This is a genomic window from Halomonas sp. KG2 (genome assembly GCA_030440445.1).
Classification (GTDB): domain Bacteria; phylum Pseudomonadota; class Gammaproteobacteria; order Pseudomonadales; family Halomonadaceae; genus Vreelandella.
Genome location: CP098528.1, coordinates 1,264,852 through 1,276,943 on the forward strand (window position 1 = coordinate 1,264,852; position 12,092 = coordinate 1,276,943).

9 protein-coding genes are annotated in these 12,092 nt (G+C 56.8%); 6 read left to right on the forward strand and 3 right to left on the reverse strand.

The window, feature by feature from the left end:
* Window positions 1-34: 34 nt before the first annotated feature.
* Window positions 35-1,201 carry an ADP-forming succinate--CoA ligase subunit beta gene (gene sucC, locus NDQ72_05795; GenBank protein ID WKD29459.1) on the forward strand — a complete coding sequence of 389 codons (1,167 nt, stop codon included), beginning with the start codon at window positions 35-37 and terminating at the stop codon, window positions 1,199-1,201.
* Window positions 1,201-2,073 (forward strand): succinate--CoA ligase subunit alpha, encoded by an 873-nt coding sequence (gene sucD, locus NDQ72_05800; GenBank protein WKD29460.1) that lies wholly within the window; start codon window positions 1,201-1,203, stop codon window positions 2,071-2,073. Before sucC ends, sucD begins: the two co-directional genes overlap by 1 nt.
* Window positions 2,074-2,139: 66 nt before the next feature.
* Here sucD and NDQ72_05805 read toward each other — a convergent pair whose 3' ends face one another.
* From NDQ72_05805 to NDQ72_05815, 3 genes are all read right to left on the reverse strand, one after another.
* On the reverse strand, window positions 2,140-3,180 hold the full coding sequence (locus NDQ72_05805) for a flippase-like domain-containing protein (protein ID WKD29461.1): 1,041 nt from the start codon (window positions 3,178-3,180) through the stop codon (window positions 2,140-2,142).
* The gene (locus tag NDQ72_05810) at window positions 3,158-4,276 is read right to left on the reverse strand and encodes a glycosyltransferase family 1 protein (protein ID WKD29462.1); all 1,119 of its coding nucleotides are present in this window, start codon (window positions 4,274-4,276) and stop codon (window positions 3,158-3,160) included. The genes NDQ72_05805 and NDQ72_05810 overlap by 23 nt, the downstream gene beginning before the upstream one ends.
* A gap of 132 nt (window positions 4,277-4,408) precedes the next feature.
* Window positions 4,409-6,349 carry an exoribonuclease II gene (locus NDQ72_05815; protein WKD30356.1) on the reverse strand — a complete coding sequence of 647 codons (1,941 nt, stop codon included), beginning with the start codon at window positions 6,347-6,349 and terminating at the stop codon, window positions 4,409-4,411.
* Between the two features lie 254 nt (window positions 6,350-6,603).
* Between NDQ72_05815 and NDQ72_05820 the strand changes: the two genes are divergently transcribed.
* The 4 genes from NDQ72_05820 to ptsP are packed head-to-tail and all read left to right on the forward strand — an operon-like array spanning window position 6,604 to window position 12,091.
* Window positions 6,604-7,338: a GntR family transcriptional regulator gene (locus NDQ72_05820; GenBank protein ID WKD29463.1), complete on the forward strand. Its 735-nt coding sequence runs from the start codon at window positions 6,604-6,606 to the stop codon at window positions 7,336-7,338.
* Window positions 7,339-7,346: 8 nt separating this feature from the next.
* Window positions 7,347-8,462: an N-acetylglucosamine-6-phosphate deacetylase gene (nagA, locus tag NDQ72_05825; GenBank protein ID WKD29464.1), complete on the forward strand. Its 1,116-nt coding sequence runs from the start codon at window positions 7,347-7,349 to the stop codon at window positions 8,460-8,462.
* The gene (locus NDQ72_05830) at window positions 8,463-9,482 is read left to right on the forward strand and encodes an SIS domain-containing protein (GenBank protein ID WKD29465.1); all 1,020 of its coding nucleotides are present in this window, start codon (window positions 8,463-8,465) and stop codon (window positions 9,480-9,482) included. It abuts the gene before it with no gap.
* A 29-nt stretch (window positions 9,483-9,511) separates the two neighbouring features.
* Entirely contained in the window at window positions 9,512-12,091 is a 2,580-nt protein-coding gene (gene ptsP / locus NDQ72_05835) for a phosphoenolpyruvate--protein phosphotransferase (GenBank protein ID WKD29466.1), read from the forward strand.
* The last annotated feature ends 1 nt before the right edge of the window (window position 12,092 follow it).

Here is a 12,092-nt window from a genome sequence, read left to right on the forward strand (position 1 = left end):
CGTTCGAGTCACATGCAACCAATGGCATGAATCGATGAACCTTCACGAGTATCAAGGCAAACAGCTGTTTGCTGATTATGGTCTACCAGTGTCTAAAGGCTTTGCCGTGGACACTCCCGAAGAAGCTGAAGAAGCGTGCAAAAAGATCGGCGGTGACATGTGGGTGGTTAAAGCCCAGGTTCACGCTGGCGGCCGCGGTAAAGCGGGCGGCGTTAAGCTGATTAAAGATCCGGCTGAAGCGAAAGCTTTCGCCGAGCAGTGGTTAGGTAAGAACCTGGTCACCTTCCAGACTGACGAAAAAGGTCAGCCGGTTGCTAAAATTTTGGTTGAGACTTGCACCGACATCGCTGACGAGCTGTATCTCGGCGCCGTCGTCGATCGCACCACCCGTCGCGTGGTCTTCATGGCCTCTACTGAAGGCGGTGTTGAAATCGAGACCGTTGCAGAAGAAACGCCAGAAAAGATTCTGAAAGCTGAAATCGATCCGCTGGTCGGCGCACAGCCCTACCAAGCGCGTGAGCTGGCATTTGCTCTGGGCCTTAAAGGCGACCAGATCAAGCAGTTCACCAAGATCTTCCTGGGTCTTTCTAAGCTGTTCCATGACAAAGATCTGGCGCTGTTAGAAATTAACCCGCTGGTTATTACCGACGAAGGCAATCTGCACTGCCTCGACGCCAAACTGGGGCTCGACAGCAACGCGCTGTACCGTCATCCAGACCTTCAGGCGATGCGCGATCCTTCCCAGGAAGATCAGCGTGAAGCTGATGCAGCGAAGTGGGAACTGAACTATGTCGCGCTTGATGGCAACATCGGCTGCATGGTTAACGGTGCTGGCCTGGCCATGGGCACCATGGACATCGTCAATCTGAGTGGCGGCAAGCCTGCTAACTTCTTGGATGTTGGTGGCGGCGCGACCAAAGAGCGCGTTGCAGAAGCGTTCAAGATCATTCTGTCTGACGACAACGTCAAAGCGGTTCTGGTGAACATCTTCGGCGGTATCGTTCGTTGCGACATGATTGCTGAAGGCATCATCGGTGCTGTTGAACAAGTTGGTGTTAACGTTCCAGTGGTTGTGCGTCTGGAAGGTAACAACGCTGAATTGGGCGCTGAAAAACTGGCGTCTAGCGGTCTGAACATCATCGCTGCTACCAGTCTGACCGACGCGGCTCAGCAGGTTGTAAAAGCAGCGGAGGGCAAGTAATGAGCATCCTGATCGATAAGAACACCAAGGTCATCTGCCAAGGTTTCACGGGTGGCCAGGGCACGTTCCACTCCGAACAGGCGATTGCCTATGGCACGCAAATGGTCGGTGGTGTTACGCCGGGCAAAGGCGGCCAAACGCACCTGGGCCTGCCCGTTTTCAACACCGTGAAAGAAGCGGTTGAGAAAACCGGCGCGGAAGCCAGCGTGATCTACGTTCCGGCACCGTTCTGTAAAGACTCGATTCTTGAAGCTGCTAACGCTGGCATCAAGCTGATCGTGTGCATCACCGAAGGTATCGCGACGCTAGACATGCTCGAAGCAAAAGTTAAATGTGACGAGCTGGGCGTGCGTCTGATCGGCCCGAACTGCCCAGGTGTTATCACGCCTGGCGAATGTAAAATTGGCATCATGCCGGGCCACATTCACCAGCCGGGTAAAGTCGGTATCGTGTCGCGTTCAGGCACCCTGACTTACGAAGCCGTTAAGCAGACAACTGACCATGGCTTCGGTCAGTCTACCTGTGTAGGCATCGGTGGTGACCCGATTCCGGGTTCCAACTTTATCGACATTCTTGAAATGTTCGAGAAAGACCCGAAAACCGAAGCGATCGTGATGATCGGTGAAATCGGTGGTACGGCTGAAGAAGAAGCAGCGGCTTACATCAAAGCCAACGTTTCTAAGCCTGTGGTTTCCTACATTGCCGGTGTGACTGCACCTCCTGGCAAGCGTATGGGCCATGCGGGCGCAATCATCTCTGGCGGTAAAGGTACTGCGGATGAGAAGTTTGCTGCCCTGGAAGATGCCGGTGTTAAAACCGTGCGTTCTCTGGCTGAAATCGGCGATGCACTGAAAGAAGTCACTGGCTGGTAAGCTATCGACCTCTAGTCGCACGCGATAAGGGCGCCCCTCGGGGCGCCCTTATTCGTGGGTGCGTGGTTATCTTGCTGGCGTTTTATTATCGGATTTTGTGCGTAGCATTCGGTAGCTGTACAGAATAAATAGTGGTGCCCCCACCGCTAAATAGAGGTGGTAGCTCACCAGTCGCCACACTAAGACGGCTGCTGCGGCCTGCTCGCGTTCCATCAAGGGCAGCAACAAACTGCCAACGCCTACTTCAGCGGCACCTGCGCCGCCAGGAAGAAAGCTAAGCTGGCTGGCCGCCATGGCCAGCATTTGGGTTAAAAATGTCCACATCCAATCTGCATGGCCGCCCACGCCCAGCACTGCGACATAGAGCAAGCTATAGCGCATTAGCCAATGCGCTGCGGTAAGCATCATCATCGCGAGCAGCGTCGTAAAAGGCAGCGCGAGTGTGACTTTGAGCGCATATCGGCATCGTAATAAGCGCCTTACTAACCAGCGCCGTCGGTAACGGCTTGGCCATGTCGTTATAACGCCACCTGCACGCAGTAGGCTGGGTAAATAACACATCACACCACTGACCAGCGTCGCCATAAATGCTAAACCGACCAGTGACCACTGTACTAGTGACTGATGCGGCCACTGGGTATCGCTGACCAGCGAAAGAAGCACCAAACCGCTCAGCATGGTAAGGAAGAACAGCAAGTCACAGCCTTGGTCAATCAAAAACACCGCTGCCCCTTTGGCGGGAGGAAAGCCGCGTCTTGCAAGCAGGATAAGTAGAGTGGCTGGTCCTCCACTCCCTCCAGGCGTGGCGCACAACGCAAACTTTGATGCCAGCTCGATGCCCAGCGCACCACGTTGACCAAGCTGCCCTGCACGGCCACCTAACATTAGCCGCAGTCTTGTTGCATTCAGGTTCCAACACAGAAACGCTAATAGCAGCATCAACAGCAATAACGTCAATGGGAAATGTTTAATACGCTGCAGCGCCTCAGCACCGCCCAGCCAAGTGGTAAGCACTAGCGGGGCCAAGAGCGCCCCCGCCAGTAGAAAACCATGCAGCGGGCGAAAACGCAGTAGTCGTTGGGGCTTAGTGGTGGTGGGCGAGGGCATTGGGCCGTTCAATGTTGCAAAGGTCGATGTAGTGCTCGAGAAGAGACTGGATAACGCTATCCCAACTGAACTGCCGTTCGACAAAATGGCGGGCATAACGCCCGCTGGCAGCGATGTCATTACTGAACAAGGCTGTGCATGCCTCGGCCATGGCATCCGGGTCGAGTGGCTGACACAGAATGCCTGCGCCTAATGGCACATTTTCAGCCAGCGCACCGGCCCTGGCACCCACGATAGGGATACCGCTGGCCATCGCTTCTTGAGCGATCAAGCCAAAGGTTTCCCGAGTGCCCGCATGCAGAAGGGCATCGCTACTGGCGAGTGCTTTGGCCACTTCATGTGCGCCGCAGCAGCGATCCACGACAGTGACATTGTTGGGTACCTGATGGGGCATGCCGGGACCCATCAGCAATAAATGGTAATCACTGCCGAGCTGGCGCATCGTCGCCAGCAGCACATCAATATTTTTCTCGCGGGAATTGCGACCCACAAAGATCAGTAGCTTTTTATCGCTGGGAATGCCCATGCCTTGGCGGAAGGAGGGATCTCGCTGCTGGGGGTGAAAATGGTTTAAATCGACTCCTAATGGCTGTACGCGAACGTTATCGACTCCCCACTCCCTGAGTCGATTAGCCATAGCGTTACAGGGTGCCAGCACGCTATCAAATTGGCAGTAGAGGTCTTTGACATAGCGCGTTAAGCGTTTCTCTACGTAGCGGCCAAAGCGATCCCCCATTAAGCGCGGAAGGTCTGAGTGATAAAAGCCTACCACCGGCACCCCAAGCGTTTGGCCTGCGGCGAGGGCTGCCCATGCTGTTACATAAGGGTCGCCAGCCTCGATAAGATCAGGCTTAAGATCAATCAGCGCATCGCGCCAGCGTGACCCCCTCAGCGGAAAGCGGTAGCCCTGGCCCAAGGGGAGATGTAGCGCTGGCAAGGTGTGGTGGTCACCAAGGCTGTCGCGCTCAGCTCCCGGCACTAACAGGCTAGTGCGCAGGTTTGCCGTGTGCGCTAGCACCCGGTGTTTAGCTTGCAGATAAGTACGAACGCCGCCGCTTGCCGGGGCGTGAAACATGGTCACATCAGCGATGTGCAAGGTAACCTCCGAACTACAAGGGTGTCATCGGATTACCATAAGGAAGAAATAAGTCAGTTCTGCGACAGTTAATGGGTGGCGGGAAAATAAAACGCCACGGCAATGCCGTGGCGTGGGCGGGGCAAGGTAACGTTATTCTGTGGGTTTGGCGACCAGTGAGCGGGTTTCCTCACGAGCTTCTGTTAGCGCAATGCGCAGGCTGTCGCCCAGTTTGTAGCGCTCTTCGCCTTCAATCTGAATGCGACCCTCTTTATCATCAATGACCACTTTAGCGCGATCGCTGTGCATCAGCGGGGCGGGGACGAAGGCAGTAGCACCATTTTCCAGCAGGCGTACGCGCATACCTCCACGGTTGATCGCCATGATCTCTGCGTCGAAGGCATCTTGGTTTTGAGCCGCTGGCGTTAAGTAGCGAACGTAGAGCCAATCTTTTACGTCGCGTTCTGCCATACGGTTCAGGCGCCGCCGTTCGGTGAGTTGCTCGGTGAGCTGCTGGCTAGCCTCTGCCGGTGCTTGTTCACCTTTAAGCACACGCTTGATCAAACGATGGTTGACCATATCGCCGTACTTACGAATTGGCGACGTCCAGGTGGCATAAGCCGGTAATCCCAGGCCAAAGTGCGGGCCGGGTTGAGCTGACATGCTGGTAAAGCCTTGGAAACGGCGCAGGCGCGCGTCTAGCCAGGCATCATCACGGCTTTCCAGAGCGCGCTTCAGCTCTTTGTAGTGAGCTAGCTCAGTCAGCGCTTCCTGTGCAACCTCAATCTCTTGAGTGGCTAAGAACTCTTGTGCGGATTCGGCTTTTTCAGGCTCAAAAGCGCGGTGCACATTAAAGATGCCGTGACCGATATGTTGGGCGAGGAAGTCCGCGCAGCAAGCGTTAGCGGCAATCATCGACTCTTCAATCATACGGTTGGCAATGCGGCGATCTTCGGTGCGAATGCCTAAGACGTTGCCCGCGTCGTCCAGATCGAAAACGTAATCAGGACGATCTTTAAACACCAGCGCATGCTCGTTACGCCAAGCGGTCCGCGCCTCAGTCAAATCACGCAGTGCTTTCAACTGTTCAGCGATATTGTCAGCGGGGGCCCACTCACCTTGACCGTCAATCCAGTCAGAAACGCGGTCATAGGCCAGTTTGGCGTGGGATTTCACGTTAGCTGCAAAGAAACGGTAGTCACCTAGGCTGCCGTCGGCATTAATGTCCAGCGAGCAGGCAAGGGCAGGGCGATCCTGGCCTTCCCACAACGAACAGAGGTCATCCGCCAGCTGTTCGGGCAACATGGTCACGTTCTGGCCGGGTAAGTAGACCGTAAAAGCACGGGTGCGCGCTTCAAGGTCGGCCGCATGGCCCTCTTCGACGTAGGCCGTTGGGTCAGCGATCGCAACGCTTAGCCGCCAACCGCCGCTTTCCAGCGCTTCCACGTGTAGCGCGTCGTCCATATCGCGGGTTTTTTCGCCATCGATAGTAAAGAAGGGCTGCGCCGTGAGGTCTTCACGGGTTAACCCTTCATCATGCAGTGGCCACTCGGTACCTGCGTCCGGGCACTCTTGTTCCAGCGCATGGCGGGCAAGGGTGACGCGCCACGGAACGGCGGGATCGTCGGCCTTAGCCACTAGCTCATCAATTTGCGTGAAGAAGCCGCGATCGTTCTCTTTCAGCGGGTGGCGTACCAGTCGCGCGACAACCCAGTCGCCATCAGCAATGGTGGCTTCATCCAGGCTGTTCTTTATGCGCGCCTTCAGCACATTGCGAATTGACGGATGGTCGGGCACAACGGCTAAACGGTCTTCGCGCTTCTGAACACGGGCAACAAAGCGGTCAAGCCCAGCTTCGATCAGCTTCTCAGGCTCTACGGACTTTTTGTCGCCGTTTTCATGGATCACCGCCTCGACGCGATCACCATGGAGGACTTGCTTCATGGCGGGGGGCGGCACGAAATAAGATTCACCGCTGTCGGTTTCAAGAAAACCGAAGCCTTTTTCGGTGGCTTTGATCACCCCTTCAGCGCGTGGAGTGGTGTCACGGATCTGTTGCTTGAGCTGGGCAAGCAATGAGTTGTTTTGCAGCATGTGTTCAATCAGTTGGCGAGAGTAGCCTGCCACTATACGGATTCCCAAAGGCCGCGCCAATCGTGGTTACCCTGAAGTTCACTTTGGCCCCAAACTATCAACGATCTGCGTTCAATTTTGTGCGCGCTTAATTGCCTTATTGGCCAGGCCGGACGCCACTATTCAACCATAGTTGTATCTAATTGGTATTTGATTGGTATCTCATTGGGTCTATAGTGGTATCTAATTGGTATGGCCGCTACTGGGAGACACTCATGGACCCACGCTTTACTCAGCTACATCTTGATCCTCAGGGCGCAACACCGCTTTATCAGCAGTTAGCGCGCCAGCTAGAACAAGCCATTGAGACGGGCGCCTGGCAAGCCGGCGAGGCGCTGCCTTCTGAGCGCAACTTGGCCGAAAGCTTAGCGGTTTCGCGCATTACTGCGCGGAAGGCGTTAGATCGCCTAGCAGAACTTGGGCTGATTCACCGTAACCGTGGCTCGGGCACGTTTATTGCCCCTCGCCTCAATCAGTCCTTGTCGCGGCTCGCCAGTTTTACCGAGCTGCTGACCCAGCGTGGGTTTACGCCGAGTTCTCATTGGTTAGAACGCAAGCTGGCTAACCCCAGTGCAGAAGAGAGCATGCGTCTTGGCCTGGGGGCTGACGCTCAAGTCGCGCGTCTCAAGCGTTTGCGTTTAGCCGATGAGGTGGTAATGGCGGTGGAAGAAAGTTGCCTGCCCATCTCGGTGCTGCCCGATCCTCTCCGGGTCGATACATCGCTTTATGCAACCTTGGAAGCCAGTGGGAAAGGGATTGCACGCGCCTTGCAGCATGTCACCGCCATTAATGCCAGCGCAGAACTAGCCATGCTGGCTGAGGTGCCTGAGGGCCAAGCGCTGCTCAAAGTGACGCGTCTAGGCTATCTCGCAGATGGCTCTCCGGCGGAGCTTACCGTTACCTACTGCCGCACTGATTATTACGACTTTATGGTCGAGATGACCCGCTAGGAGGTTCTATGCAGTTTGGCAATATTCTCACCTCTGAGGGCTGGCGCCTGGGAGAGATCCACTGGGAAGACGGGCGTATTAGACGCATTGACGGCGATCCGGTAGATCCTGATACCAATGACCATCCACGCATTGTTCCCGGTTTTATAGATTTGCATGTGCATGGTGGTGGTGGTGCCGACACCATGGAGGGCGGCACAGCGCTTGCCACCCTAGCGCGCACCCATGTGCGTTTTGGCACCACCCGTTTGCTTGCTACCACCATGACGGCGCCAGATGAGCGGATCCGTCAGGTGCTAGGCGATATCGCCCGCTATATGGAAGCGCAGGAGCCAGATGCCGCCAAGGTATTGGGCGTTCATTTGGAAGGCCCCTATATCAATCCCGGCAAGCTGGGTGCTCAACCCGCCTATGCGCGTAATGGTGTGATTGAGGGAGTGGATGAGCTGTGTGCTTTGGCCCCCATCCGCTTACTGACACTTGCCCCTGAGTTAGCCGGCCACTATGCATTAATTCGCCATCTCAGCGAGCGCGGCGTGCGGGTTCAGATAGGGCATACGCTTGGCAGCTATGAAGAGGGCGTTGAGGCAATGGCGCATGGTGCTTGCGGGTTTACGCATCTATTCAATGCCATGACCGGACTGCATCACCGCAAGCCGGGAATGGTTGGCGCAGCGCTCGCCCATGCGCAGTTCGCCGAAGTGATTCCTGATCTGCTGCATGTACACCCTGGTGCCATCCGTGCCGCCTTACGTTGCATCCCTAATCTCTACGCTGTTACCGACTCCACTGCTGCGGCAGGCATGCCAGACGGTGATTACCGTTTAGGTGAGCAGACCGTCACCAAATGTCTGGGAGGTGTGCGTTTGGCTGACGGCACCTTGGCAGGCAGTACGCTGACCATGGATCAGGCATTACGTAACTTCGTTAGCCTCGGTCTGACCCTGGCGGACGCCTCGGATCGCCTGTCACGTTTCCCCGCCGACTTCCTGGGGATCGACGACATTGGCCGCCTGCAAGAGGGCGCATTGGCGGACCTGGTCATCCTTGACCCCCAACTTCAACTCCAAGCGGTCTATGTCGAAGGCCGTCATATCTGTGGAAACGCCCAAGGAGCCTCTTAAATGTCTTTGATGCTTGAAGAAACTCGCAACGCCCCTGAACGTGTTCGCGGTCAGCTGCAGCGTAATCACGCGTTGCTTGCTGCACTAGGTGAACGCTTGCGTCTTGCTGAGCCGACTGCAGCCGTCACCGTGGCACGGGGCAGTTCCGATCATGCCGCCAGCTACTTCGCCTACCAATGCATGCAGCGTAAAGGCATTCCGGTGGCCTCGCTGCCTCCTTCGCTGACCACCCTGGCGAAGGCTCCTTGGCGACTAACAGGGCAATTATCCTTGGCGGTTTCTCAATCTGGACAGAGCCCTGACCTAGTGGCGATGCAGCAGTCGCTCGCTGCCGCTGGAGCTCGAACGATAGCGCTGGTCAATACGCCGCAGTCGCCTCTGGGCGCGGCTAGCGATAGTGAAATTCCGCTCTATGCGGGAGAAGAAAAAAGTGTCGCTGCCACCAAAAGCTACTTGGCCACGCTTTCTGCCATGGCGCAGCTCATCGGCCACTGGCAGGAAGACCGACTGCTACTCACTGCTCTGGAACAACTTCCAGAACGACTGACCCAAGCCCTGGCGATGGATTGGTCACCGGCCATCGAGGCATTACTAAATGCCGACAAGATGATGGTGATTGGTCGTGGGGCAGGTCTGGCTGTCGCTCAGGAAGCGGCGCTCAAGTTTAAAGAAACCTGTGCGATTCAAGCGGAATCCTTTAGCGGTGCCGAAGTTCGTCATGGCCCGATGGCGCTGATTGGTCCTGATTATCCGGTGCTGGTATTCGCGCCACCAGGGCCCGAACAGGCTGGCTTGCTGGAGTTAACCGAGTGGCTCAAGAGTGTTGGCGCCCGAGTCGTCCTTGCTGCCGATAAGAGCGTGGTACAGCGCAATTTGACCTTGGTAGATGCGGGTCATGAGGCTCTGCAGCCACTGTCGGTAATTCAGAGCTTTTATCAAATGGTGGCTGGCCTTGCAGAGGCTCGGGGAAGCGATCCAGACCGCCCTCGGCACCTCAATAAAGTTACCTGCACCCTGTAACGTATAACAACAATATTGGGAGTCCTCCCATGTCAGATTCAAGTCAATCATTAACGCTGCAGGCCCCCGTAACGGGGGTTGTGGTACCCCTAGCAGCGGTGCCCGATCCGGTTTTCGCCAGCCTAACCCTGGGAGAGGGCATTGCTCTCGATCCACTGGGCGAATGCCTGCATGCTCCCTGTGATGGTGAAGTGGTGCAGTGCGCGCGTACCCATCATGCATTCACCTTGAGAACCGAGGCGGGTGTTGAATTACTGCTTCACCTTGGCCTGGATACGGTTGAGTTAAACGGGAAAGGTATTGAGCCTTTGGTCGCTGTAGGTGATCAAGTACGCGCGGGTGACCCGCTGTGCCGTTTCGATGCCGATGCGTTAGCGCTGGGCGCAAGTGCGCTGATTACTCCGCTGGTGATCACCGAAGCGGCTGGTTGGCAATTACAGCCGTCGAAGCACCACGAGGGTGAGCGGGTTTCACTTGGTGAGCCTTTACTGGTGCTAACCCGCACGGCTATTGAACAATCCGATACACGTGCTGATGGGCCGTTAGCTGAGCGCCGCGTGACCCTAGCCTTGGCATCGGGGCTGCATGCGCGACCGGCTGCCCGGCTGCGTGCTATTGCTCGAAAGCATAACGTTAATCTGACGGTGCAGCATGAGTGTTCAAGCGACAACGCTGCCAGTGCCAGCGCCGCTAGCCTCAGCGCATTAATGAACTTGGGCCTGACCGAAGGCGCAACGTTAAAACTGACTGCCCAGGGAGAGGCTGCTGAGGCCGCGCTGGGTGACGCCGAGCGTCTGTTGACCACGCCTGAAGCTGAAGAACATAGCGCACCTGCGCCGTCTACATTAACCGCAGTGGCACTTAAAGAGGGCGAACTGGCTGGCTTAGTGGCTAGTCCTGGTTTAGCCATCGGCCCGCTTGTCTCTTATCAATTGCCGCTACCCACTGTGCCCTTGATGGGCGAGGGCGAAGCCGTTGAGACAGCTTGCTTGAAAAAGGCGCTGTTAAGCGTTGGTGAGGCGCTAGCCAACGCTGAAGCACAAGCGACGCGCCAGGGGCAGAGCGCCGAGGCGGAAATTTTTGCTGCCCATGGCGCCTGGTTAGAAGATCCCGATTTGGCGGCAGCGGCAGGTAAGCACATTAGTGAAGGTCGTAGCGCTGGCCAAGCTTGGCGTGAGGCGCTTGATGGCGAAGCCGCAAGGCTTGCGGCGAGTGGAAATACGCTACTTGCCGCCAGGGTTGCAGATCTGCGCGACTTGCAGCGCCGTGTGATGGTGGAACTAAGCGACGATCAGCAAGCGGCACTTCCTGAGCTGCCTAAGGGGGCCGTCGTCGTTGCTGATGAACTGACACCCTCAGAGCTGGTGGCCGTTGCTACCCAGCACCCTGCTGGGCTGTGTCTCGCGGGTGGCGGCACTACTTCCCATGTGGCCATTTTGGCACGTGCCCGAGGTATTCCCTGCCTTGTGGCCATGGGGGCAAGCCTAATCGATGCTGCTAATAGCGCCACAAGCGAGAGCGTCATTCTAGATGCGGAAAATGGGCGCTTGGCGCTGAGCCCCAGCGCTACTCAACGGGCGGAAGTGTCAGAGCGCATTGATGCTCGCCGTTATGAAGCTGAGCAAGCGCAAGCGTTAGCGCATGAGCCAGCGATGACTCTGGATGGGCGAGAAATTGAGGTATGCGCCAATATCGGTGGCGCCGAAGAGGCGCGTTTAGCGGCAGATTCGGGGGCTGATGGTGTCGGCCTACTGCGCAGTGAGTTCCTGTTTCTTGAGCGAGATAGTGCCCCCAGCGAAGCGACTCAGCGTGATGAATATCAGGCTGCGGTGAAGGCCTTAGATGGCAAGCCTGTGATCATTCGCACCCTGGATATTGGTGCCGACAAGCAGCTTCCTTATCTGCGCTTGCCGTCAGTACCTAACCCAGCGTTGGGCGTGCGGGGCGCTCGTTTGTGGGCCAGCCAGCCTGAACTGCTGGAGACCCAGCTTCGAGCGCTACTCGGCGTTACGCCGTTGGAAACGCTGCATATCATGCTGCCGATGGTGACTGAGGTTGGCGAGCTGCGCGAAGTGCGCAAGCGCTTAGAGACGTTGGCCAGTGAAATGGGGCTTGGTGCGCGGCCACGCCTTGGTGCCATGATCGAGGTGCCTAGTGCTGCTCTGTGCGCCAGAAGCCTCGCCGTTGAAGCCGATTTTCTGTCAATCGGCACCAACGATCTAACCCAGTACACCCTGGCGATGGACCGTGAAGACCCGGCGCTCACTGCACGAGCGGATGTGATGCATCCCGCGGTGCTGCGGCTGATTCAAGCGACGGTGGACGGCGCGAAAGGGCACTGCCCCGTGGGCGTATGCGGTGCCGCCGCGGGTGATGAGCGGGTCGCGCTTCTGCTCGTCGCGCTGGGTGTCGATGAACTCTCTGTAGAACCTGCACGTGTGCCTGCAGTGAAAGCTGCCCTGCGTTGCCTGAATGCTGCCGCACTGGCAGATGAACTTCCCGCACTACTGGCCTTGGACGATGCGACCGCTGTACGCCAGCACTTAAGCGCGTGGCTTGCTCAGGCCAACCAAACCGACATAACAACAACGACCCTTGAGAGGTGCTGAA

Bases quoted from the DNA above. Each gene is read 5' to 3' on its own strand.
- NDQ72_05820 (WKD29463.1), top strand. From the start codon at position 6,604: ATGGACCCACGCTTTACTCAGCTACATCTTGATCCTCAGGGCGCAACA.
- nagA (WKD29464.1), top strand. From the start codon at position 7,347: ATGCAGTTTGGCAATATTCTCACCTCTGAGGGCTGGCGCCTGGGAGAG.
- NDQ72_05830 (WKD29465.1), top strand. From the start codon at position 8,463: ATGTCTTTGATGCTTGAAGAAACTCGCAACGCCCCTGAACGTGTTCGC.
- NDQ72_05805 (WKD29461.1), bottom strand. From the start codon at position 3,180: ATGCCCTCGCCCACCACCACTAAGCCCCAACGACTACTGCGTTTTCGC.
- sucD (WKD29460.1), top strand. From the start codon at position 1,201: ATGAGCATCCTGATCGATAAGAACACCAAGGTCATCTGCCAAGGTTTC.
- ptsP (WKD29466.1), top strand. From the start codon at position 9,512: ATGTCAGATTCAAGTCAATCATTAACGCTGCAGGCCCCCGTAACGGGG.
- NDQ72_05815 (WKD30356.1), bottom strand. From the start codon at position 6,349: ATGCTGCAAAACAACTCATTGCTTGCCCAGCTCAAGCAACAGATCCGT.
- sucC (WKD29459.1), top strand. From the start codon at position 35: ATGAACCTTCACGAGTATCAAGGCAAACAGCTGTTTGCTGATTATGGT.